The organism is Planosporangium flavigriseum, from assembly GCF_011947225.1.
In the GTDB taxonomy this organism is placed as follows: Bacteria; Actinomycetota; Actinomycetes; order Mycobacteriales; family Micromonosporaceae; genus Planosporangium; species Planosporangium flavigriseum.
In genome coordinates, this window is the sequence record NZ_JAATVW010000001.1 from 311,171 (window position 1) to 332,399 (window position 21,229).

At 70.4% G+C, this 21,229-nt stretch carries 23 protein-coding genes, 3 tRNA genes, 1 pseudogene and 1 riboswitch; of the genes and pseudogenes, 11 read left to right on the forward strand and 16 right to left on the reverse strand.

The genetic code is table 11. The features are described 5' to 3' along the window. The first annotated feature begins 216 nt into the window (after positions 1-216). The 3 genes and pseudogenes from HC028_RS01275 (at position 217) to HC028_RS27240 (ending at position 2,740) form a co-directional block, all read left to right on the forward strand. Positions 217-1,227, forward strand: coding sequence for an NAD(P)H-dependent flavin oxidoreductase (locus HC028_RS01275; protein ID WP_168071841.1), 1,011 nt, complete (start codon positions 217-219; stop codon positions 1,225-1,227). 460 nt (positions 1,228-1,687) lie between these two features. After that, positions 1,688-2,077 (forward strand): annotated as a pseudogene (locus HC028_RS28645) (alcohol dehydrogenase catalytic domain-containing protein); the annotation flags it as partial. A 24-nt stretch (positions 2,078-2,101) separates the two neighbouring features. Then, entirely contained in the window at positions 2,102-2,740 is a 639-nt protein-coding gene (locus tag HC028_RS27240; RefSeq protein WP_239075318.1) for a zinc-binding dehydrogenase, read from the forward strand. 195 nt (positions 2,741-2,935) lie between these two features. Here HC028_RS27240 and HC028_RS01285 read toward each other — a convergent pair whose 3' ends face one another. Beyond that, positions 2,936-3,370, reverse strand: coding sequence for a VOC family protein (locus tag HC028_RS01285; RefSeq protein WP_168071842.1), 435 nt, complete (start codon positions 3,368-3,370; stop codon positions 2,936-2,938). 80 nt (positions 3,371-3,450) lie between these two features. Next, positions 3,451-4,056: a type 1 glutamine amidotransferase domain-containing protein gene (locus HC028_RS01290; protein ID WP_168072221.1), complete on the reverse strand. Its 606-nt coding sequence runs from the start codon at positions 4,054-4,056 to the stop codon at positions 3,451-3,453. 62 nt (positions 4,057-4,118) lie between these two features. On the opposite strand from HC028_RS01290, the gene HC028_RS01295 reads away from it, so the two are divergent. Next, positions 4,119-4,442, forward strand: a complete 324-nt coding sequence (locus HC028_RS01295) for a hypothetical protein (RefSeq protein WP_168071843.1) — start codon at positions 4,119-4,121, stop codon at positions 4,440-4,442. Positions 4,443-4,648: 206 nt separating this feature from the next. After that, positions 4,649-5,116 (forward strand): hypothetical protein, encoded by a 468-nt coding sequence (locus tag HC028_RS01300; protein ID WP_168071844.1) that lies wholly within the window; start codon positions 4,649-4,651, stop codon positions 5,114-5,116. Between the two features lie 73 nt (positions 5,117-5,189). On the opposite strand, the gene HC028_RS27245 is transcribed toward HC028_RS01300, so the two are convergent. Further along, positions 5,190-6,026 (reverse strand): NsdA family TPR-like regulatory protein, encoded by an 837-nt coding sequence (locus tag HC028_RS27245; protein ID WP_239075320.1) that lies wholly within the window; start codon positions 6,024-6,026, stop codon positions 5,190-5,192. 96 nt (positions 6,027-6,122) lie between these two features. On the opposite strand from HC028_RS27245, the gene HC028_RS01310 reads away from it, so the two are divergent. Then, positions 6,123-6,878, forward strand: coding sequence for a tyrosine-type recombinase/integrase (locus tag HC028_RS01310; RefSeq protein ID WP_239075321.1), 756 nt, complete (start codon positions 6,123-6,125; stop codon positions 6,876-6,878). A 14-nt stretch (positions 6,879-6,892) separates the two neighbouring features. Here HC028_RS01310 and HC028_RS01315 read toward each other — a convergent pair. From HC028_RS01315 to HC028_RS01335, 5 genes are all read right to left on the reverse strand, one after another. Continuing rightward, positions 6,893-6,967, reverse strand: a tRNA-Val gene (locus HC028_RS01315). 28 nt (positions 6,968-6,995) lie between these two features. Continuing rightward, a tRNA-Cys gene (locus HC028_RS01320) sits at positions 6,996-7,066 on the reverse strand. Between the two features lie 33 nt (positions 7,067-7,099). Continuing rightward, positions 7,100-7,172 (reverse strand) — tRNA-Gly (locus HC028_RS01325). Positions 7,173-7,307: 135 nt separating this feature from the next. Further along, positions 7,308-8,363, reverse strand: a complete 1,056-nt coding sequence (locus HC028_RS01330; RefSeq protein WP_239075322.1) for a CapA family protein — start codon at positions 8,361-8,363, stop codon at positions 7,308-7,310. A gap of 9 nt (positions 8,364-8,372) precedes the next feature. Further along, positions 8,373-9,434 carry a CapA family protein gene (locus HC028_RS01335; RefSeq protein ID WP_239075323.1) on the reverse strand — a complete coding sequence of 354 codons (1,062 nt, stop codon included), beginning with the start codon at positions 9,432-9,434 and terminating at the stop codon, positions 8,373-8,375. Positions 9,435-9,468: 34 nt separating this feature from the next. After that, positions 9,469-9,557: riboswitch (ZMP/ZTP riboswitch) on the forward strand. Between the two features lie 29 nt (positions 9,558-9,586). Between HC028_RS01335 and HC028_RS01340 the strand changes: the two genes are divergently transcribed. Then, positions 9,587-10,858, forward strand: coding sequence for a serine hydroxymethyltransferase (locus tag HC028_RS01340; RefSeq protein WP_168071846.1), 1,272 nt, complete (start codon positions 9,587-9,589; stop codon positions 10,856-10,858). Here HC028_RS01340 and bioD read toward each other — a convergent pair. The 3 genes from bioD to HC028_RS01355 are packed head-to-tail and all read right to left on the reverse strand — an operon-like array spanning position 10,855 to position 13,108. Further along, entirely contained in the window at positions 10,855-11,571 is a 717-nt protein-coding gene (gene bioD / locus HC028_RS01345; protein ID WP_168071847.1) for a dethiobiotin synthase, read from the reverse strand. The genes HC028_RS01340 and bioD overlap by 4 nt on opposite strands. Next, positions 11,568-12,764 (reverse strand): 8-amino-7-oxononanoate synthase, encoded by a 1,197-nt coding sequence (locus HC028_RS01350; protein WP_373313836.1) that lies wholly within the window; start codon positions 12,762-12,764, stop codon positions 11,568-11,570. The genes bioD and HC028_RS01350 overlap by 4 nt, the downstream gene beginning before the upstream one ends. Further along, on the reverse strand, positions 12,761-13,108 hold the full coding sequence (locus tag HC028_RS01355; protein ID WP_168071848.1) for a hypothetical protein: 348 nt from the start codon (positions 13,106-13,108) through the stop codon (positions 12,761-12,763). The genes HC028_RS01350 and HC028_RS01355 overlap by 4 nt, the downstream gene beginning before the upstream one ends. A 251-nt stretch (positions 13,109-13,359) precedes the next feature. On the opposite strand from HC028_RS01355, the gene HC028_RS01360 reads away from it, so the two are divergent. Genes HC028_RS01360 through bsaP form a run of 3 tightly spaced genes read left to right on the forward strand, consistent with a single transcriptional unit; the run spans position 13,360 to position 15,536 of the window. Beyond that, positions 13,360-14,298 (forward strand): aminoglycoside phosphotransferase family protein, encoded by a 939-nt coding sequence (locus tag HC028_RS01360; protein WP_168072232.1) that lies wholly within the window; start codon positions 13,360-13,362, stop codon positions 14,296-14,298. 57 nt (positions 14,299-14,355) lie between these two features. Beyond that, positions 14,356-15,351: a biotin synthase BioB gene (bioB, locus tag HC028_RS01365; RefSeq protein ID WP_168071849.1), complete on the forward strand. Its 996-nt coding sequence runs from the start codon at positions 14,356-14,358 to the stop codon at positions 15,349-15,351. Between the two features lie 2 nt (positions 15,352-15,353). Beyond that, complete coding sequence (gene bsaP, locus HC028_RS01370) at positions 15,354-15,536, forward strand: biotin synthase auxiliary protein BsaP (RefSeq protein WP_168071850.1); 183 nt, start codon at positions 15,354-15,356, stop codon at positions 15,534-15,536. Positions 15,537-15,552: 16 nt separating this feature from the next. Here bsaP and HC028_RS01375 read toward each other — a convergent pair whose 3' ends face one another. Beyond that, positions 15,553-16,638 carry an FAD-dependent oxidoreductase gene (locus tag HC028_RS01375; protein WP_168071851.1) on the reverse strand — a complete coding sequence of 362 codons (1,086 nt, stop codon included), beginning with the start codon at positions 16,636-16,638 and terminating at the stop codon, positions 15,553-15,555. Further along, positions 16,639-17,736 (reverse strand): prolipoprotein diacylglyceryl transferase, encoded by a 1,098-nt coding sequence (gene lgt / locus HC028_RS01380; protein ID WP_168071852.1) that lies wholly within the window; start codon positions 17,734-17,736, stop codon positions 16,639-16,641. A 79-nt stretch (positions 17,737-17,815) separates the two neighbouring features. Between lgt and HC028_RS01385 the strand changes: the two genes are divergently transcribed. Then, positions 17,816-18,367, forward strand: coding sequence for an NUDIX hydrolase (locus HC028_RS01385; RefSeq protein ID WP_168071853.1), 552 nt, complete (start codon positions 17,816-17,818; stop codon positions 18,365-18,367). A gap of 12 nt (positions 18,368-18,379) precedes the next feature. Here the strand turns inward: HC028_RS01385 and trpA are convergent, their stop codons facing one another. From trpA to trpC, 3 genes are read right to left on the reverse strand one after another with little or no spacing between them, the layout of a single operon-like run. Beyond that, complete coding sequence (gene trpA / locus HC028_RS26940) at positions 18,380-19,183, reverse strand: tryptophan synthase subunit alpha (RefSeq protein WP_203981162.1); 804 nt, start codon at positions 19,181-19,183, stop codon at positions 18,380-18,382. Continuing rightward, the gene (gene trpB, locus HC028_RS26945) at positions 19,180-20,388 is read right to left on the reverse strand and encodes a tryptophan synthase subunit beta (protein ID WP_203981163.1); all 1,209 of its coding nucleotides are present in this window, start codon (positions 20,386-20,388) and stop codon (positions 19,180-19,182) included. Before trpB ends, trpA begins: the two co-directional genes overlap by 4 nt. Then, on the reverse strand, positions 20,385-21,188 hold the full coding sequence (gene trpC / locus HC028_RS01395) for an indole-3-glycerol phosphate synthase TrpC (protein WP_168072234.1): 804 nt from the start codon (positions 21,186-21,188) through the stop codon (positions 20,385-20,387). Before trpC ends, trpB begins: the two co-directional genes overlap by 4 nt. Between the last annotated feature and the right edge of the window lie 41 nt (positions 21,189-21,229).

The window sequence follows — 21,229 nt, forward strand, 5'->3', positions numbered from 1 at the left end:
ACGGCCATAGCCGGCCGGCACCTGCTGGCCGGCTATGGCCGTTGAGGGGCGGGCGGATCCTCGGCGCCGATCGGGCGCGAGGCGCGGAGCCGTCCGATCGCGGGTATGGCCCGTTCTTCGTGAGCGCGCGCGGCGTGCGGGTACACAGGTGAGTTGTTCGACCGTCCGGCGAGAAGCCGGTAGACCGTCTCCGCCGATCGGCGGTTGGGAAGTGAGATGCCGATTTCAACGAGACTGACCAGGGAGTACGGGATACGTCACCCGCTGGTCAGTGCGGGCATGGGATTCGTCTCGTACGAAGGTCTCGCGGCCGCGGTGTCGAATGCGGGCGGCCTGGGTGTGCTGGGCGCATCGCCCGATCCGGTGCCGAGTTTGCAGTCCATGGTCAGCCGGATCCGCGATCTCACCGACAAGCCGTGGGGCGTTGGCCTTATCTGCGCGGAGACCGCATTCGGCCCGGCCAGCACGCCGGAGCACGTCGCCGCCTGCGTGGAGCTTCGAGTCCCGTTGGTCGTATTCCACCACGACGTTCCGCCTGCGGAGTGGATCTCGCGGCTTCGCTCTGCCGGGATCAAGGTGTGGATGCAGGTGTCCTCCGTCGACCTCGCCGTCCAGGCAATGGCGGCCGGCGTCGACGGCCTGATTGCGCAGGGGCGCGAGGCGGGTGGGCACGTGCGGGCGGTTTCGTCTCGCGCGGAGTTGCTGAGCGCGATCCGGCAACGTTTTCCGGAAGCGTTGCTGCTCGGGGCGGGCGGTATCAGTACCGGCGAGAACGTGGCCGCCACCCTTAGCCAGGGAGCCGACGGCGTCTGGGTCGGCACCCGCTTCGTCGCGTCCGTCGAGGCGTACGCGAACGAGGAGTACAAGCAGCGGCTCGTCCGGTCGGACGGTGCGACGATCGTCACGAAGGTGTTCGGACCAGAATGGCCGGACGAGTCATACCGTGTGCTGGCCACCCCGTTCGCCGTCGAGGCGGATGCGAACCCGCCGGCTGAGTTCACCCCGGGCGCTCCGATCGGGCATACCACGTTGTTTCCGCATTCGGCGAAGTTGCCGTACGACATTCCGAGGTATTCCAACCTGCCGCCGAGCGTCGACACCACCGGGGATTGGGATCTGATGGTTTACCCGGCTGGCACCGGAGTCGGCGCCATCACCTCGATCGAACCTGCAGCGAGAATCGTCGATGAGATGATGAGGCAGGCGGAGAACCTGCTGGACCCTTGACATCCAGGCCCGCAAGCACGCGCCGAGCGCTTTTCGGAACAGCCGGCCCGTACCAGGTACACGATCGCGGCCAGCGCCGCCCGGCCGTCGGCCCACCGCTTGCCACCGCCCTGGGGACGCTTGGCCGGTACCGGGATCAGCGGCTGCGCCATCTCCCAGAACTCGTCGGCGCCCAGGTTCGGATCATGCCCTCGATCACGGAACAGAGACCCCGCCTCAGCCCAGCGACATCCTTCCAGCCCGCCCATAGCGCAAGCCATCTCAGGTGGCACCCATCGGTGCAGCAAACCCGTTCGGGCCTGGCGGATGGTGTGCATAACGCCGCGACCACGGGGTAGCGCGAGCGGGAGGCGTCCGCGTTCCGCCGTCGGACGTTCCGGAAGTTCCTCAGGCGACGAGCATGGCGTGATTCCTGGATTTGCGAGATAGCGAGTGAATCGTGCAGATGCGAGCCGCTCGGATGTACGGGTACCAGCAGCCCCTTCGGATCGAAGAGGTTCCCGTGCCCGAGACCAGGCCTGACGAGGTCCTGGTGAAGGTCGCTGCGGCGGGTATGTGCCGAAGCGACTACCAGCTCGTTGATGGCTACTTCAAGGGTCCGTTCCCGGTGAGGTTTCCGTACATCCCCGGGCATGAGATCGCGGGTCGCGTGGCGGGGTTGGGGAGCGCGGTACCGACGACAACGCACCTTTCCGAGGGCGACATGGTCGTGGTCTACCCGAGCTGGGGTGACGGTACATGCCGGCAGTGTCGCGAGGGCAACGAGCAGTTGTGCAGCGGCGACGGACGGTGGGTGGGCTTCGGCCCTCCGGGAGGCTTCGCCGAGTACCTTGCCGTGCCGTACCGGCACGCGATCCCGGTGTCAGGGGAAGGCGTGGAGACGCCGGAGATTCTCGCGCCGATGACCGACGCGGGTGTGACCCCCTACCGCGGGTTAAAGAAGCTCCGGGACGCGGGCAAGCTCGGGCCGGGGCGCACGGTCGCCATCAACGGCATCGGCGGCCTGGGCGCCTATGCGGTCCAGTACGCCAGGTTGTTTGCGGGTGGATCGACGGTGGTCGCACTCGGCCGCACCGACAGCAAGCTGGCCGTCGCGGTGGAGAACGGCGCACACCACGGCATCAACACCAGGGACAAGTCCGTCGAAGCCATCCAGGACGAGCTCGCCAAACTCACCGGCCGGCGCACGATCGACGCGATCCTGGACTGTGCGGGCGCCACGGCATCGGTCTCGTTGGGGTTTGACCTGCTGGGCGCCGAAGGCGCCCTGGTGTCCGTCGGGCTGATGAGCGACCGCGTCGAACACCGTCTGTTCCCCTTCGTCGGAACAGAGCTGTCCTACTTCGGTTCGTTCTGGTCCAATCACAACGACCTCGTCGAGGTGCTGGCACTCGCCAACGCCGGACAGATCAAGCACAACGTGACCAAGGTCAGGCTCGAGGACGTCAACGAAAACCTGGAAACCCTCGGCCGCGGCGGCGTCGTCGGCCGCCAGGTCATCGTCTTCGACTGAGCACACGACACGACGAGGCAACGCCGTCGGTATGCGGACGCTGGCGAGGTTGGGTCGCGGCTGGGGGCGCTGCGAGCACGGTCCGCCCCGAAGCATCGTCGGCCGCACCCGCCGGCAGCTGGCCTCGGAATTGATCACCGAGGTCGCCGCCATAGACAAGGAGATCAAAGCCGCCAACCAACTGTCACTCTGCCGTCAGACCTCGACGGCTATGAGTTCCAGCTGGTTGTTGTCGATATCGCGGAACACGATTGTCGAGAAGGCGAACGGCTCCTTCCTGCTCTGGATGCCGGAGTGCGCAATACCAAGGCTGTCGAGCCAGTCCACCCAGGCCTCCAGGCCTTGACGCCCGTCGACCTTCAGCGAGATGTGGTCCAGACCGGTGCGTGTCTCGTCCATCTCCTCGCCCTTGTTGGCATTGTTGTAATGCAGACCGATCACCAGTCCCGTTCGGGGCTCGACAACGAGTTCGGCGTACCCGGTCCACTCTCGCCCGTAATGCGGCACTCTCCCCTCCACCAAGTCACCCTGAAAGACCTTCTTGTACCACTCGACACTCTTGTCGAGGTCCCGGACGGTGAGCGCGAAGTGATGCACACCGTCGAATGACGGTGCCATTGTTCGGGTCATCGTCGTCTCCCTCGGGGTTGAATCCGAACAGCTTCCTCGGCAACGCTGGACGCGACAGCCGTGCCAGTTCCGCACTGTGGTTAGGTGAGGACCTTCAAAAGTTCCTGGGCCAGCGGTCCGGCGGACGCGGGGTTCTGTCCGGTGTACAGGTTGCGATCCACTACGGTGTACGGCTGCCAGATCGGGCCGCAGGAGAACTCCACGCCGAGCTTCTTGACCTCGTCCTCCATCAGCCACTTCGCCTTGGACGCCAAGCCCACTGCCTCCTCCTCGTCATTGGTGAAGCCGGTTATCCGATAGCCGGCGAACGGCGACGTGCCGTCCGCGTCCCGGGTGGCCAGCAGCGCCGCCGGCGCGTGGCACACCACGGCCAGCGGCTTGCCCGACGCCAGCGCATCCACCAACAGCTTTCCCGAGTCGGCGTCGAATGCCAGGTCTTCCATCGGCCCGTGGCCGCCGGGGTAGTACACCGCGTCATAGTCGTCCAGACGGGCGTCCTTCAGCGCCCTGCCCGAGGTTCTCCGGCCGGGCCTAGGCTCGCCGAAGGCGACCGCGAAGCGGCTCGGCCTTGGCCCGGCCGGGGGTTCTCGGGCAGCCGTCCCGGTGCACGGACGAGGGGAGCCCGCCCGGTGACCGTCCCGCCCCGATCTCTGAGGGAGGGCCGGGTCTGGGCGGAGCCCAGGGATCTCCGGGGTCGCGCAGTGGCGGTCGCATGAGGGAAGATCGACCTCTCATGCGGGGAAGGACGATGGTCGATTCCACTGAGGCTGTCCTGGGCCAGATTCAGGAGACGAGAGCGTACCGGCGGACCGTTGTCGCCGTGCGATGCTTCGGCCTTGGCTGGCTGGGCTTCATGGTGTGCTTCGCCGTGACGTTCGCAGGGTTCCATCCTGCGGTGCTCGTCATTCCTGTGGCCTGGCTTCTGGCCGTCATTGGCTGGGGCATGGGGATAACCGCACAGCGGCAGCTGCGCCGCGACTTCGGGCTTCGACCACGAACTGCGTTGTCGTCCTCGCTCTGGCGCGCTGTGCTCCGTGACGCGTTGCCCGGCCGTGGCTCAAGCCAGGTGTGACGGCACTCGTGGTGCGGCCGACCGGCGCGTGCGCGGCGGGCCGAAGGTCCAGAGCGCGACGCGCCGCGCCGGCACGGTCGGGCAACGCTTGCGCGGCGTCTTGATCCTGTAGAGAACAATGCGGCAATACAACCGCATCGCGCCGGCCCTGCCTGGGTGCGGTCGCACCGAACACTTGCCTGACCACACGTCGACAGGATCGCGTCATGCCCGGAGATCCGTTCAAGTTCCGCACCCCCGTCGTCCTTGTCATAACGGCCATTGGGGTTGCCTTCGGGGCGGTCATGGGGATCGGCGGCCTGGTCTTGACGGTCCCGGAGTGGCGGGCGGCTCATGGCGCTGGACGCACCGGCACGTTCACCCTCACCGAACCGATGTCCTGCGACCGTTGGCAGCCGCCACGACAGCGATGCGGCTGGTTCGGTGACTTCGTTAGCGACGACGGCAAGGTCGTACGCCAGGGGATGGAGCTGGACGGAGGACTGCCACCGGGCGCCAAGGTCGGCGACACCCTTGAGGCTCGTGACACCGGCAGCCTCGCCCAGATCTACCCGCTCAAAGCCGCACCGAGTTGGAAGGGCTCCGCAGGGTTTGCCGCTGGAGGATTCGGCATCTGCCTCGTGTGCCTGCTCGTCCTTCAGCCCTGGTCACGGTTCGGCAGATCACGGCGATAGTCGGCCAGCTGCCCAGCCAGGTAGCTCGCGCGCACTGGTTGAACTTGCCCTCCGATGTGCCAGGTGTTCAGCGCTACGCGGCGAAAGACTGGATCTCGTCGTACAGATCGACGGCTTCCCTGGACTTGTCGTACGGCTCTTGACGGAGCATGCCAGCGAACCGGCCGAGGCGCTTGCGGATCCATGAGATCTGGCGTTCGGGCGGTAGGTCGAGGATCGGTCGGATCGCGGCCGTTGCGACGTCGAACTGGCGCAGCTGTAGGTGCGCGGTGGCCTGGTAGACGTGCGCCAAGGCCTCGTCGTCGAGCGACCGTGACTCGGGCGGCTCGTGCTCCCACATGGCGATGGCCTGGGCCGCCTCCTGTGCCGCTCGTTGCGCGTCTGGTCCGCCGTCGAGCCAGATCAGGCTGCTGCCGGCGTAGTAGCGCTGTTTGGCCTCGCTGAACTCGTAGATGCCTCCGATGGAGTCGGCCGTGGTCAGGTGGTCGCGTTGGTCCTGGGCGCGGTCGAGGGCGCGGTTGGTGCCCTGCGAGTCGCCCAGGTTCGCGTGGCACTGGGCATAGCCGCAGAGCAGGCGCAGGCGGCTTGTTCCGCGCGTGCCGTATGGCAGCCCGTCGAGCACGTAGGCCGTGGCGCGGTCGTAGTCGCCTTCGAAGCGTGAGATCAGGCTCTGCGTGCCGCGTGTCCAGGCGCGCAGCTCGTTGTCGCCTGCGCGCTCGGCGCAGGTCCAGGCGGCGTCGGCGTGGATCATCGCCGCATGCGGATCGCCGAGGTCGAGCGCGGCGTAGGCGAGGATGCCCTGCAGGCGTCCGACGATCAGGTACAGGTCGTTGAGTTCGACGGCGCGATACTGGTGTTGGCGCCGCCGGCGAAGTGCCTCGCTGCGTAGCTCAACGGCCTGCTGAAGCATCGGCGCCGGCGGGCTGCTCAGGTAGCCGACCGCGAGATGCCTGGCGGCCTGGTTGGTGAAGACCTCTCCCAGAGGGCCGGACGCGAATTGCCGAGAGTGCTCGGCGAGCAGCTGCTTCCGGCAATCCCGCTGCGGTACCGGGCGCTCGTCGGGCTCGCCGCGGGAACCGGCCTGCGCTGGGGTGAGTGCGTGGGCCTGCGCTGGGACGCCGTCGACCTGGACGCCGGCCTCGTCCGCGTGGTCCGGGTCGCCGTCGAGGTGGCCGGCACCGTCACCGCGAAGCCGTTTCCGAAGTCGAAGGCCGGGCGCCGTACCGTGCCGCTGCTGCCGGCCGTCGTACAGCTGCTCGCCGAGCACTCTCGGCAATTCGCGTCCGGCCCTCTGGGAGAGGTCTTCACCAACCAGGCCGGCGGCCCGCTGCGGCGGACCCTGTTCCGCGCTCGCGTCTGGCGGCCGGCGCTGGTCCGGGCTGGCCTGCTCGGCAAGGTCGTGGAGGTCGGCCCGCGCAGCTACTTCGCCGCCTGGCCGGACACGACCGGGCTGGAGTGGTCGGCCGAGTTCCCCACCGAGCGGGAGGCGGTGGCCCACGTCGCCAAGAACGCGGCCGGCGGCCTGCGGTTCCACGACCTGCGGCACTCGTACGCGACCTGGTTGGTGTCGTCCGGGGTGCCGATCAACGACGTGCAGAAGGTCATGGGGCACGAGCAGGCGTCAACGACGCTGAACCGGTACACGCACGGCTCGGACGACCGTGACGCGCGCATCAGGAACGCTCTTGCTGCTTTTCTGCTGCCTGAGGCGGCCACGGATAGATCAGGAAACGCGGAAGGCCCCTCCGAAGAGGGGCCTTGACCTGGTGATTCATCTGGTGGGCGATACTGGGTTTGAACCAGTGACCTCTTCCGTGTCAAGGAAGCGCGCTCCCACTGCGCCAATCGCCCTTGGCGGTACTTCTGTTGTGCCGTTCCGAGGTGGAGACGGGATTTGAACCCGTGTACACGGCTTTGCAGGCCGTTGCCTCGCCTCTCGGCCACTCCACCGAGGTGTCGCCTCGAGATTTCTGGCGGCCTCCGAGCGGACGACGGGACTCGAACCCGCGACCCTCACCTTGGCAAGGTGATGCGCTACCAACTGCGCTACGTCCGCACCGCCACCGGCTGTGTTTCCCGGTGACGGATGAGAACTTTAGCCGAGCCAACCCCCCACTGCCAAACCGGGCCCCCCTCGGCGCGTCGCCGACACCCACGATCGACCCCGAAACCAACCCTGACCAGGAGTTTCTCAGGATGGCGCAGCAGCGAGCCCTGCGCATTGGCGCAGCCCGGCGAAGCGCTTGCTGACCTTGGCGGCCGCGTCGCCCTTCAACGGAATCGGCTGGCCGGTGGCGGAAACCACGGCCGGGAGGAACTCGTTCTTGACCACCTTGCGGCCCTCGACGGTCAGTTTCAGTACCCCGGTCTCCGTACTGAACGATTCCCCGTACCAGAGGAAGTTCGCCAGGCCGTACGCCACGTACGTGCCGCCCATCCAGCCGTCGCCCTGCAGCGTGTGGGCGTGCGAGCCGATGATCAGATCTGCCCCGGCACCGGCGATCTTGGCTGCGAAGCTCTTCTGCTCACCAGTGGGGCACGATTTGCCCTCCTGACCCCAGTGGTTGAACACGACCACCAGGTCGGCGTTCGAGCGGGCCGTGCGCACCGCAGCCACAGAACGGTCCAGGTCCAGCGTCATCGCGACCCCGGCGCGGTTGTCGCGCGCCACCCAGGTCGACTCCAACTCGTGCACCTGATTGAACGCCAGGAACGCGATCTTGACGTCCTTCACGGTCAGGTACAGCGGGGCGTACGCCTCCTCAGCGTTGCGCCCGATCCCGACGTACGGGAAGTCGGCGCGGCGAACGTTGACGAGAGTGTCGGCGAGCCCGACCTGGCCGTAGTCGAGCACGTGATTGTTGGCCAAGGTGACCACGTCGACCCCGGCGGCCTTCAGAGCGGCGAACGCGGTGATCGGCGCCCGGAAGCGGTACTGCTTCGGCTCGGGCGTACCCCGCTCGGTGATCGCCGTCTCCAGGTTCAGCATGGTCAGGTCGGAGTCCTGCAACACCGACGCGATCGGACCGAAGGCGCTCGCCGGGTCACTCAACAGGCCAGCAGTACGGCCGGTGAAGTGCACGTCGCCCGCGAACGCGAGGGTGAGGGGTCCGGCGGGAGCAGGACGAGCCGTAGGAGCGGACGGAGCCGCCGAATGGAACGTGGCGTCCCCACCACCGCACCCTGCCACGGCACCGGCCAGCACCGCCAACGCCCCGGCAAACCCGATCATCCTGCTCTTGATCACGGCCACAGGCTAGCTGCGGGGCACACGCCCCAGACCCGTACACGGATGTAGATCCGCGAATTTTTTCCCGATTTCATCCGCCTCGGTACCCGAAACCGGCAGCGGCTGCCCGGTCGTACGCGAGATCGACGCGGGCACCAACTCGGAGCGAGTGACGGTGCCACCCCGCAGCGTCAGCCGCAGCACCCCCGTGTCGTTACTGAACGCGTCGTCGCGCCACCACAGGAAGTTGCCCAGCCCGTACGCGACATAGGTCTTGCCCATCCACCCGTCGCCGAGCAGCAGGTGCGAGTGAGTACCCAGCACGATGGTCGCGCCCGCGTCGGCCATCCGGGACGCGAACGTCTTCATCTCAGCCGTCGGGCAGTTGTTGCCCTCCTGGCCCCAGTGCGCGTACACGACCACGACGTCGGCGACGGCACGGGCGGCGCGTACCGCGGCGGCGGAGCGGGCGAGGTCGACGGCCATCGCGACGCCAGGGCGGTCCTCCTTCGCAGCCCAGCTGTACTCCAGCTCGTGCACCTGGCTGACGGCGACGAAGGCGATGCGGGTGCCGCGCACGTTCGCCACCCACGGCGCGTACGCCTCGGCGGCGTTGTGACCGGCCCCGATGGCCGGCACGCCGGCCTTGCGGGCATTGTCGAGGGTGTCGGTCAGCCCGACCTTGCCGTAGTCGAGCGAGTGGTTGTTGGCGATCGTCACGACATCCACGCCGGCGCCACGCACGGCGTCGAAGGCGGCGGCCGGCGCCCGGAAGTGGAACTGCTTGGACTCGGGGGTACCCCGGTCGGTGACGGCCGTCTCCAGGTTGACCATGCTCACGTCGGCGTCCTTCAGCGTCGACGCGATCGGGCCGAAGGCGCTCGCCGGGTCGGTCAACAGGTCAGCCGTACGGTCCATGAAGTGGACATCGCCGGCGAACGCGAGCGTGATGTCCTGGGAGAGAGCCGGCGAAGGCGACGAAGCGGGCGCAACGGGCGCGGAGTTCCACGTGGCCCCCGGCGTACCCGACGAGCAGCCAGCGACAGTCAGCAGCGCCACACCGAGCGCAAGCCACCTCCGGGTTCTCACGGGCGCAAGCGTACGGGCCTCCGGCTAAGATCGAAGGCGTACTCGTGACTGGCGCATCACAGAGGTGGAACCGACCACCGGGGAGCGAGCTCGATCGCGGCACCGCGCGCCTGGGTGTCCGATCTTCGGCCGACCCTGCCAGGAGGACTCTCATGCACGTACCGCCGATCCCGACCCTGCACGCCGCCGACCCGGAGCTGGCCGCTCTGGTGGAGGGCGAGGCCCAGCGCCAGCACGACGTCCTACGGATGATCGCCTCGGAGAACTACGTCTCCCGCACGGTCCTCGAGGCGACCGGCACGGTGCTGACCAACAAGTACTCCGAGGGGTACCCGGGCAAGCGCTACTACGAGGGCCAGCTCTTCATCGACCAGATCGAGCAGCTGGCGATCGACCGCGCGAAGGCGCTGTTCGGCGTCGACCACGCCAACGTCCAGCCGTACTCGGGCTCGCCGGCCAACCTCGCCGTCTACCTGGCGTTCGCCCAGCCCGGCGACCCGGTGATGGGCCTGTCGCTGCCGATGGGCGGCCACCTGACCCACGGCTGGGGCGTTTCGGCGACCGGCGCCTGGTTCCGCCCGGTGCGCTACGAGGTGCGCCGCGAGGACGGCCGCATCGACCTGGACCAGGTCCGCGACCTGGCCCGCAAGGAGCAGCCGAAGATCATGATCGCGGGTGGCACGGCCATCCCGCGCACCATCGACTTCCCGGCGTTCGCCGAGATCGCCCGCGAGGTCGGCGCGGTCCTGGTCGCCGACATCGCCCACATCGCCGGCCTGATCGCCGGTGGCGCGCACCCGTCCCCGGTCGGCTACGCCGACGTGATCACCACCACGACGCACAAGACCCTGCGCGGCCCGCGTGGCGCAATGATCATGACCACCGCCGAGCACGCCAAGGCGGTCGACAAGGCCGTCTTCCCCGGCCTGCAGGGCGGCCCGCACAACCACACCACCGCCGGTATCGCGGTGGCGCTGAAGGAAGCGTCGACGCCCGACTTCAGCCGCTACGCCCACCAGATCGTGGCCAACGCCAAGGCCCTGGCCGCCGCCCTGACCGAGCGCGGCTTCGACCTGGTCACCGGCGGCACGGACAACCACCTGATCCTGATCGACCTGACCAACAAGGGCATCGGCGGCAAGCCGGTTGCCCGCGCGCTCGACCGCGCCGGCATCGAGACGAACTACAACACCGTCCCGTACGACCAGCGCAAGCCGTTCGACCCGTCCGGCCTGCGCATCGGCACCCCGGCGCTGACCACGCGGGGGCTCACCGAGGCGCAGATGCCGCAGATCGCCGCGTGGATGTCCGACGCGGTCGACGCCGCGACCAAGGACGACGAGGCGACCCTGAACACGATCGCCGGTCAGGTACGCGAGATGCTCGCCGCGTACCCGATGCCGGGTTGGGAGCCGACCCGCTAGAGCGAGGCGACAGCGCCCCGGAACTTCTCGGCGTCGAAGGTGCCGTGCAGTTCCGGGGCCAGCCAGTAGGCGGCCTGCTCGCGGAAGGGCGCGGGCTGCCACCCACCGACACCGTCGGGCACGACCCCGGCGAGCTCGCCGGTGAGGTCGGTCAGGTTGGTCCGGTGCACGAGTTCCGGCTGATCCGGCCACGAGCCGACCACGACCCTGGCCGGCACGCCCCGCCGGTCGAGCGCTTCGAGCGTCAGCGCGGTGTGGTTGAGCGTCCCGAGCCCGGGCCGCGCGACCACGACCGCGGGGGCGCCGAGGGTGATGGCGAGGTCGGCGACGGTCCAGCCACCGTCACCCAGCTGTACGAACAGACCGCCGGCCCCTTCCACGAGGACGAGTTCGTGGTCGGCGGCGAGGTCCTCGACGGCGCTGAGCACGTCGGCGAGGACGAGCGGGGCGAGACCGGAGACCCGGGCCGCGGTCAGCGGCGCGAGGGGATCCGGGTAGGACGCGAGCGTACGCACGGTCGCCGGGCCGGCGAGGCGCTGTACGGTCTCGGCGTCGGTCTCCTCCTCCTCAGCGGTGCCGGTCTGACCGGGCTTGACGACGGCGACCCGCAGGCCGGCCTGGGTGGCGGCGGCCGCCATGGCTGCCGTCACGATCGTCTTGCCGACCGCGGTGTCGGTACCCGTCAGGATGACCGGCCCCCGCAATGGCCTCATGGGCGCTCCTCCAGGATCACATCGATGGCGCGCTCGAAATCGGCCCGCGCCACGCCGGCGTTGATGGTAAGCCGCAGCCGCGACCGCTGGTCCGGCGTCGACGGCGGCCGGAAACAGCCGACCGCGACTCCCCGGTCCCGGCAGGCGGTGGCCCAGGCGAGGGCCTGCTGCGGCCCGGGGGCGGTGACGGACAGGACCCCGCCGGACGGCGTGGGCACCTCCAGGCCGGCGGCGCGCAGACGCGCGGTCGCGTACGCGGCCCGGTCAGCCAGCTCCTTGCGCAGCGCGTCCCCTTCCGCGATCACGCGCAGCGCCGCGTGCGCGCCGGCCGCGACGGCCGGCGGGAGCGCGGTGTCGTAGATGAACGTACGGCCGGTGTCGACCAGGTGCCGGCGCAGTTGCGCGGGGCCCGCGACGAGCCCGCCGGCCGCGCCGAACGCCTTGGACAGGGTGGCCGTCACGACGACGTCGGGTTCGCCGGCGATGCCCGCCGCCGCGACCCCGCCCGCGCCGCGCGGGCCGAGCAGCCCCACGGCGTGCGCGTCGTCGACGAGCAGGAGCGCCCCGTACTCGCGGCAGGCGGCGTGCAGTTCCCGGAGCGGGGCGAGGTCGCCGTCGACGGAGAACACCGACTCGGTGATGACCAGCGCCGGGCGGCCGGGGTGCGCGGCGAGCGTCTCGCGTACGGCCGGCACGTCGGCGTGCGGCGTGACGACGGTCTGCACCCCGGCCCGGCCGGCCTTCGCCATCCGGCAGCCGTCCACGAGAGACGCATGGTTGTAGGCGTCGGAGACGATGAGGGTGCCGGGCCGGGCGAGCGCCTTGACCGCGCCGACGTTGGCGAGGTACCCCGACGAGTACACCAGGGCGGTCTGCGTACCGAGCCAGTCGGCCAGGCCGGCTTCGAGGTCGTCGTGGGCGTTCGTCGACCCGCGGACGAGCCGGGAGCCGGTGGCGCCCAGCCCGTACGCCCGGACCGCCGCCACCGCGGCCTCGATGATCTCCGGGTGCCGGGCCAGACCGAGGTAGTCGTTGCCGGCGAGGTCGATCATCTCCTCGGCCGGCCCGTGCGGGCGCAGGTCGCGGCGCAGCCCGGCCGTCTCGCGTGCGGCGGCCTGCTCGGTCAGGGTGTCGAGCCAGTCGTGGCAGGAGGGCGCCCCGGTCACCGGGGCGCTGATCTCGGCGGCGGTCACCCGACCACCTCGGGCAAGCGACCGACAGCGGGCGGCTCGTCCGGGCCGGTCGGGTTGGTCGGCTCGTCGGGCTTGGGGTCGGTCGGCCCCTCCGGGTCGGTCGGGCTCGGGCCGCTCGGCAGGTCCGGGTCGGGCGGCGGGAGGCTGGGCTCCTTGGTAGCGGTCGGGCCCGCCGAGGTAGCGGTCGGGCCCGCCAACGAGCCGTCGAGGACCCGGTTACCGTCCACGTCGTACAGCCAGGATCCCTCGATCCGGGTGATGACGGTCCGCCGATCGCGCTGCGACGGGCTGTCCTGGGTGAATGGCTGCCACATCGACGCCGCGTCGCGTTCCAGCCAGTTCATGGCACGCCTCCAGGCGTTGTATTGAGTTCCACAAAGCGCCCTGTTCCGCCCGAAGCAGGTCTAACCGGCGGAATTACCACTGCAAGCACCGCTCCGGCCGTCATCAGGCCGTCTGCGCCATGATGGCACCGAGTAGGTTATCGATTGGCGTACGGGTGCGCTCGCCGAGATCACGCCCATCCTGTCGACCATGCCCCGGCCACCCGGTAATGGTGAGGCCGCGACCGCCGGATGGTGGCATCGTGACGGGCGTGATCAGCGCCTCGGGTAGCCGGATCGGCTGGGCTGACCTCCCGGCGAAGGTGTGTGCCGCCGTCGAGGACATCGTCGGCGGCGAGGTGTGCGAGGCGGTCTCCCAGCCCGGCGGCTTCTCCCCCGGCAGCGCCGACCGGGTACGGACCACGAACGGCCGGCGAGCGTTCGTCAAAGCGGTCAGCCCGGCACAGAACGCCGAATCTCCGGACCTGCACCGCCGGGAGGCCCGGATCACCGGCACCCTCCCGCCCACTGCTCCCGCTCCTCGGCTGCTCGGCACGTTCGAGCACGACGGCTGGGTGGTGCTGGTCCTGGAGGACGTCGAGGGGCGCCATCCGCGTACTCCGTGGGAGATCGGTGAGCTGACCGCCGTCCTGGACGCGCTGGACGATCTGGCGCGGCAGGCCACGCCGACGCCGCTGCCCGAACTGGCGAGCACGGCCGCACAACTGGCCGACGACTTCGACGGCTGGCGGCGACTGGCCGCCGATACGCCCGATGACCTCGACGCCTGGGCGGTCGACCAGCTGGACGACCTGCAGCGCTGGGCGGCCCGGGGTCTGGCGGCGCTCACCGGCGACACCCTTGTCCACCTCGACGTCCGGGCGGACAACCTGCTGCTGCGCCCGGACGGTGGCGTCAGCATCGTCGACTGGCCGTGGGCGGCGACCGGCCCCCGGTGGCTCGACGCGCTCTCCGTACTGGTCAACGTCCACCTGTACGGCGGGGTCGACGTCGAGGCGATCCTCGCCGCCCGGGACACGACGGCGACGGCCGACCCGGGCGACCTCACCGGCGTACTGGTCGGGCTGACCGGCTTCTTCCTGGATTACGCGCGGCGGCCGTCCCCGCCCGGCCTGCCGACCCTGCGGGGGTTCCAACGCGCCCAGGGCGAGTCCACGCTGCGCTGGGTACGCGCCCGGATGCGTGAGTAACTGCGCAAACAGGAGAGTCCGCAGGTGACTGTCCTACGCGCCTTGTAGGGTACGGCCATGCCTGAGTCCGTACTCGCGCGCGCCGAGCGCGTCCTGGAAACCGGTGTGGGCCTCGACGAGGCCGGCGTGCTCGAGGTGCTGCGGCTGCCCGACGACCAGATACCGGCCATCCTCGAGCTGGCACACCAGGTACGGATGCGCTGGTGCGGCCCGGAGGTCGAGGTCGAGGGCATCGTCTCGCTGAAGACCGGCGGCTGCCCGGAGGACTGCCACTTCTGCTCGCAGTCCGGCCTGTTCACCTCGCCGGTACGCGCCGTGTGGCTGGACATCCCCGCGCTCGTCGAGGCGGCCAAGCAGACCGCGGCCACCGGGGCGACCGAGTTCTGCATCGTCGCCGCCGTCCGCGGGCCCGACGCCAAGCTGATGGCGCAACTGCGCGAGGGCGTGGCCGCGATCCGCGAAGCCGTCGACATCAACATCGCCGCCTCCATCGGCATGCTCACCAAGGAGCAGGTGGACGAGCTGGTCGAGCTCGGCGTGCACCGGTACAACCACAACCTGGAGACCGCCCGGTCGCACTTCCCCAACGTCGTCACCACCCACTCCTGGGAGGAGCGCTGGGACACGCTGCGGATGGTGCGCGAGTCCGGCATGGAGGTCTGCTGCGGCGGCATCCTCGGCCTGGGCGAGAGCGTCGAGCAGCGGGCCGAGTTCGCGATCCAGCTGCAGGAGCTCGACCCGCACGAGGTGCCGCTCAACTTCCTCAACCCGCGCCCCGGCACCCCCCTCGCCGACCAGCCGGTGCTCGACCCGAAGGACGCGCTCCGGGCGATCGCCGCGTTCCGGCTGGCGCTGCCGCGCACGATCCTGCGGTACGCCGGCGGCCGCGAGATCACGCTCGGCGACCTCGGCACCCGCGACGGCCTCCTCGGCGGCGTCAACGCGGTGATCGTCGGCAACTACCTCACCACGCTCGGCCGCAGGCCGGACGAGGACCTCGCGCTGCTCGAGGAGCTGAGCATGCCGGTCAAGGCTCTCTCTGCCACCCTGTAGCCATGCTGTGGTGTGATCGATGCGGGCGGGCGCTCGCCGACGGCGGCCATGAGACGTGCGTGGCCGCCCGCGCGCTGGAGCCGCCCCGGTACTGCGGGCAGTGCCGGCGCCGGATGAAGGTGCAGGTGCTGCCGGCCGGCTGGCGGGCCAGCTGCGTGGAGCACGGCACCCGCGCCTCCGCCTGACCCTCGCCTTCCTTGATCACCGAGAGTTTCGGGTGCTTTGACGCCCCAGACTCTCGGTGATCAATGAACCCAGCAACGCAAGCCGGGCGAGCCGGTTCCGGCGGGCCAGGCGTGCCACTCGGGGCCGGCAGGCGCGCTGATAATCACGCAGCGCGTCGATCAGTGCGGGGCCGGGTGCGGCATCGCGTACGAGCGCCTGCAGCGCCACCGCGTCCGCCAGGGCCAGGCACGCGCCCTGTCCCGGATGGTCCGCGAAGGCGTGGGCCGCGTCGCCGAGCAGCACGTACCCGCCACCACCGCCGGGGAACACGAACGACTCCGGCATCGGCCGCAGCGCGCTGATCGTCTCCTGGACCAGGTCCTCGGGCTCGGTCGCCGCCAGCAGCGTGCCTACGGTCTCGTGCCAGCCCGCGAACCACCGCCGCAGCAGAGCAAGCTGGACCTCCGGCGGCTCCGGGCGGGCCGCGCCCGGCACCGTCGCCATCCAGTAGATGCCGCCCCGGTTCGACGCCCCGGCCGAACCCCGCTCACCCAGCGAGGCGTGGAGGAACCGCTGCCGCCCGCTCAGCATCTCTCCGGCCACGGGCACGCCGGCCGGCAACTGCGGCGCTCGGTACCAGGGGATCACCGCCCGCCACGCGACGCGACTGCTGACCGGAACGCTGGCGGGTACGAGTCGCTGCCGCACCGCGCTGCGCACCCCGTCGGCGGCGACGACCAGGTCGGCCTCCCACGTGTTGCGCCCGTCACCGACTGCGGGCCGGTACTCGTCGGCGCGTACGGTCCGCACCGTCACCCCGGTCCGGATGTCGATGCGGTCGCCGAGCCCGGCGACGAGCGCGTCGTGCAGATCTTCGTGGTGCACCACGTACGTCGCCTCACCACCGATCGCCGGCACCGGCGTCGCGATCGCGTCGAGCCCGTCGTCGAGGCCCAGGGTCCGCAGCGCACGTACCCCGTTCGGCCACAGCAGCAGGGCCGCCCGCCCGAGACGGATGCGCTCCTCCCGCTCCAGCAGCGTGACCTGCCAGTCCGCCCGGGCCAGGGCGCCGGCGACGGCGAGACCGCCGATGCCGGCGCCGACCACGACCGCCGTGCGCATCTACTGCTTGGAGGGCTGGGCCTCGCCGGCGGTGGCGGGAGCGGCCGGGGTGGTCTTCCCGGGCGCCCCGGCATCGGCTAACTCGACGTCGGCCGCTCCGTCGGCCGCCTCGGCCTTGGCCGCTCCGTCGGCCGCCGCGGCCTTGGCCGCTCCGTCGGCGCCGGCCGGCACCGGTGCGTCGCTGACCGCCGGGTCGGCGGCCGTACCGTCGGCCGGCACGACCGTGATCTCGCCGGACTCCGCGACGACCAGGCGCTCCTGCGGGCCGCGTACCCGCAGGAAGTAGATCAGCGCTCCGACGAAGACGATGATCGACATCCAGTTGTTGACCCGCATGCCGAGGATCTGGTGCGCGTCGTCGCTGCGCATCGCCTCGACCCAGAACCGTCCGACGGTGTAGGCCATCACGTAGAGCGCGAACGCCCGGCCACGGCCGAAGCGATAACGCCTGTCCAACTGCCAGACCAGGATCGCCACGCCGAGGCACCACAGCGACTCGTACAGGAACGTCGGGTGGTACAGCCCGGACTGGACGACCGGGTTGCCCGCGAAGTCGGTCTTTGCCGCGCCTCTCGCCGGGTCCCACTCGTAGATCTTGAGTCCCCAGGGCAGCGAGGTCTGCCGGCCGAACAGTTCGTTGTTGAACCAGTTGCCCCAGCGCCCGAGCCCCTGTGCCAGGGGAAGCCCCGGCGCGAGCGCGTCGGCGACGAACGCCAGCGGGATGCCCATGCGGCGGCAGGCGATCCACGCCCCCACCGCGCCACCGGCAACGGCGCCCCAGATACCCAGGCCACCGTTCCAGATCTGGAACGCGCCCATCGGGTGGCCACCCGGACCGAAGTACGCGTCGGGCGACGTGATCACGTGGTAGATCCGCGCGCCGATGATCCCGAACGGCACCGCCCACACGGCGATGTCGAGGACGGCCCATTCGGGCGCACCGCGGCGGCGCATCCTGATCTCGGTAATGGCACAGGCGGCCACGATGCCGAGCACGATGCACAGAGCGTACGCCCGGATCGGCACCGGGCCGAGGTGCCACACGCTCTGCGACGGACTCGGGATCGCGGCAAGGGAGGTAAGCGCGACAGGGGTCACAGGTGGACACGCTACCTCGAACACCCGCGATCTGCGTCGCCCGGTGGTCACGCCGTGGGACCGGTTCTAGGCTTCCGATATGAGCCAGGTCACTTCGGCGGTCAGCGCCGACGTTAGTTTCATCAGTGACCGCCCGTCCGTATCAGTGGTCACCGCCGTCCTCTCCGACGATGCCGGGCGCCTGCTGTTGTGCCAGATCCGCCTCGGGGATCCGCTCTGGTCGCTGCCCGGGGGCCGGGTACGCGACAGTGAGAGTCCGATCCACGCGGTCGCCCGCGAGGTCTTCGCCGACATCGGCGCGGAGTTCGAACTGATCGACCTGGTGGGCCTCTACCAGCTCACCGGCGACGACGGCGGCGACGACGAGCTACCCGACGTGGCGGTCCACGTCTTCCGCGGCAAGCTGCGCACCGGCGAGGTCGCGGTGAACTGGCCGGGCCGGGTCCACCGCCTGTCCTGGTACGAGCCGGACGCGCTGCCGGAGTCGCTGACCGCCACCACGCGGGCGGCCCTGGCCGACGCCGTCGCCGGCCGCTCCGGTGTCGTGCGCACGGTGCGCCGGGATCTGGCGCGCGAGCGGACCGACGTCACCGGGGCCACCCGGCCGAGCACGGTCGCCGCCGCGGGCTGACCGCCACGCGGGTCAGGCGTGGCGTACGCCCCCGGCGAGGTCGGCGGCGAGCGCACGCAGCGCGGCGAGGCCCGCATCGAGGTCCGGCGCGCGGAGCAGAGCGTCGACCAGCGCGCTGCCGACGATCACCCCGTCGGCGAAGGACGCCACCTCGGCGGCCTGCGCTCCGTCGCGCACCCCGAGCCCGACCGAGACCGGCAGGGCCGGGTTGGCCGACAGCCGCCGCACCCGGTCCACCAGCACGGGCGCGGCAGTCGAGGTCTGGTCGCGGGCACCGGTGACGCCCATGACGCTGCTGGCGTACACGAAGCCACGGCACGCCGCGGTGGTCATGCGTACCCGCTCGTCGGTCGACGACGGCGCCACCAGGAACACCCGGTCGAGGCCGTGCTCGTCGGAGGCGGCGATCCACTCGTCGGCCTCGTCCGGGATCAGGTCGGGGGTGATGAGACCGGCGCCGCCCGCGGCGGCGAGGTCACGGGCGAACGCGGAGACGCCGTAGCGCTCGATCGGGTTCCAGTACGACATGACCAGCACGGACGCGCCGGCGTCGGCGACGGCGGCGACGGTGCGGAGCACGTCCGCCGCGCGTACGCCGCCGGCGAGGGCGGCTTCCGCGGCGCGCTGGATGGTCGGGCCGTCCATGACCGGGTCGGAGTACGGGAAGCCGACCTCGACGACGTCGACGCCGGCCTCGACCATGGCCCGGACGGCGGCGATCCCGCCGTCGACGGTCGGGAACCCGGCCGGCAGGTAGCCGACCAGGACGGCGCGGCCCTCGGCCTTCGCCTTCTCAAAAGCGATACTGACGCTCACAGGACCTCGAACCACTTTCCTGCGGTCTCCACGTCCTTGTCGCCTCGGCCGGACAGGTTGACCACGATCGTCGGGGTACGCCCCAGCTCCTCCGCGAGCCTCGGCGCGATCCGCAGCGCCCCGGCGAGGGCGTGCGAGCTCTCGATCGCCGGGATGATGCCCTCGGTACGGCACAGCAGCTGGAACGCCTGCATCGCCTCGGCATCGGTCACCGGCTCGTAGATCGCCCGGCCGGTGTCGGCCAGCCACGCGTGCTCCGGCCCGACCGCCGGGTAGTCCAGCCCGGCCGAGATCGAGTGCGACTCGATCGTCTGGCCGTCCTCGTCCTGCAGCAGGTACGTCTTCGCGCCGTGCAGCACGCCCAGGCCGCCGCCGGTGATGCTGGCCGCGTGCCGGCCGGTCTCCACACCGTCGCCGCCGGCCTCGAAGCCGTACAGCCGCACGTCGGTGTCCGGGACGAACGCGTGGAAGATGCCGATCGCGTTGGAGCCGCCGCCCACGCAGGCCGCGACGGCGTCGGGCAGCGCGCCGGTGACGTCCAGGCATTGCTGGCGAGCCTCCACGCCGATGCCGCGCACGAAGTCGCGCACCATCGCCGGGAACGGGTGCGGCCCGGCCGCGGTGCCCAGCAGGTAGTGCGTCTCGTCGACGTTGGTGACCCAGTCGCGCAGCGCCTCGTTGATCGCGTCCTTGAGGGTGCGGGAACCGGTGGTCACCGGGATGACCGTCGCGCCGAGGAGCTCCATGCGGGCGACGTTGAGGGCCTGCCGGCGGGTGTCCTCCTCGCCCATGTAGACCACGCACTCGAGGTCGAGCAGGGCGGCCGCCGTGGCGCTGGCGACGCCGTGCTGGCCGGCGCCGGTCTCGGCGATGATCCGCTTCTTGCCCATCTGCTTGGTCAGCAGCGCCTGGCCGAGCACGTTACGGACCTTGTGCGCACCGGTGTGGTTGAGGTCTTCGCGCTTGAGCAGGATCCGGGCGCCCGCCTGCTGCGACAGCCGAGTGGCGTCGTAGAGCATCGACGGGGTGCCGGCGTAGTCGCGCAGCAGCCGGCCGAACTCGGCCTGGAACACCTCGTCGGTCATGGCCTTGCGGTACTCGACGTCGAGCTGGTCGAGCGCCGCGATCAGCGCCTCCGGCACGAACCGGCCGCCGTAGCGGCCGAAGTGACCTGTTCCGTCCGGGCCGAACTCCGTCTCGCTCATCGGGTCGGCCTCGGCGTCGCCGGGTGGCTGCCGGCGGTCACCAGCTCAGCCACCGCCTCCCGCGGACTCTTGTGGGTCACCAGGCCCTCCCCGACCAGTACCGCGTCGGCACCGGCCGACGCGTAGCGAATCAGGTCGTGCGGGCCCCGCACCCCCGACTCCGCGATCTTGACGACGTGCCCCGGCAAGCCGGGGGCGATCCGCTCGAACACCGAGCGGTCCACCTCGAGGGTACGCAGGTTGCGGGCGTTGACGCCGATCACGCGGGCACCGGCGTCCAGGGCCCGGTCGGCTTCCTCCTCGTTGTGCACCTCGACGAGCGCCGTCATGCCCAGGCTCTCGACGCGGTCGAGCAGGCCGGTCAGCGTGTTCTGGTCCAGCGCGGCGACGATCAGCAGGATGACGTCGGCGCCGTACGCGCGGGCCTCGTGCACCTGGTAGCTGGAGACGACGAAGTCCTTGCGCAGCAACGGAACGTCCACCACGGCCCGCACCGCCGCGAAGTCTTCGAGGCTGCCGCCGAACCAGCGCCCCTCGGTCAGCACGCTGATACAGCGCGCGCCGCCCGCCGCGTACTCCTGGGCCAGCTCTGCCGGGTCCGGAATCTCCGCGAGCTGCCCCTTGGAGGGCGACGAGCGCTTGACCTCCGCGATCACCCCCACACCGGGGGCGCGCAGGATCGTGTACGCGTCCTTGGCTGGCGGCGCGGCGGCGGCCAGCTCTTTGATCTGCTCCAGCGGAACCCGCTCCTGGCGCACGGCCACGTCTTCACGTACGCCAGCCAGAATCTCATCCAGCACGTGGCCGGACTCGGGCTGGAAACGCTCGGGGTTCTGCGGAC

What these genes read in the sequence shown, in the direction of transcription:
- HC028_RS01275 (WP_168071841.1), top strand. Translation starts at nt 217, where the DNA reads ATGCCGATTTCAACGAGACTGACCAGGGAGTACGGGATACGTCACCCG.
- HC028_RS01285 (WP_168071842.1), bottom strand. Translation starts at nt 3,370, where the DNA reads ATGACCCGAACAATGGCACCGTCATTCGACGGTGTGCATCACTTCGCG.
- HC028_RS01295 (WP_168071843.1), top strand. Translation starts at nt 4,119, where the DNA reads ATGGTCGATTCCACTGAGGCTGTCCTGGGCCAGATTCAGGAGACGAGA.
- HC028_RS01300 (WP_168071844.1), top strand. Translation starts at nt 4,649, where the DNA reads ATGCCCGGAGATCCGTTCAAGTTCCGCACCCCCGTCGTCCTTGTCATA.
- HC028_RS27245 (WP_239075320.1), bottom strand. Translation starts at nt 6,026, where the DNA reads ATGCTTCAGCAGGCCGTTGAGCTACGCAGCGAGGCACTTCGCCGGCGG.
- HC028_RS01340 (WP_168071846.1), top strand. Translation starts at nt 9,587, where the DNA reads ATGCACGTACCGCCGATCCCGACCCTGCACGCCGCCGACCCGGAGCTG.
- bioD (WP_168071847.1), bottom strand. Translation starts at nt 11,571, where the DNA reads ATGAGGCCATTGCGGGGGCCGGTCATCCTGACGGGTACCGACACCGCG.
- HC028_RS01355 (WP_168071848.1), bottom strand. Translation starts at nt 13,108, where the DNA reads ATGAACTGGCTGGAACGCGACGCGGCGTCGATGTGGCAGCCATTCACC.
- bioB (WP_168071849.1), top strand. Translation starts at nt 14,356, where the DNA reads ATGCCTGAGTCCGTACTCGCGCGCGCCGAGCGCGTCCTGGAAACCGGT.
- bsaP (WP_168071850.1), top strand. Translation starts at nt 15,354, where the DNA reads ATGCTGTGGTGTGATCGATGCGGGCGGGCGCTCGCCGACGGCGGCCAT.
- HC028_RS01375 (WP_168071851.1), bottom strand. Translation starts at nt 16,638, where the DNA reads ATGCGCACGGCGGTCGTGGTCGGCGCCGGCATCGGCGGTCTCGCCGTC.
- HC028_RS01385 (WP_168071853.1), top strand. Translation starts at nt 17,816, where the DNA reads ATGAGCCAGGTCACTTCGGCGGTCAGCGCCGACGTTAGTTTCATCAGT.
- trpB (WP_203981163.1), bottom strand. Translation starts at nt 20,388, where the DNA reads ATGAGCGAGACGGAGTTCGGCCCGGACGGAACAGGTCACTTCGGCCGC.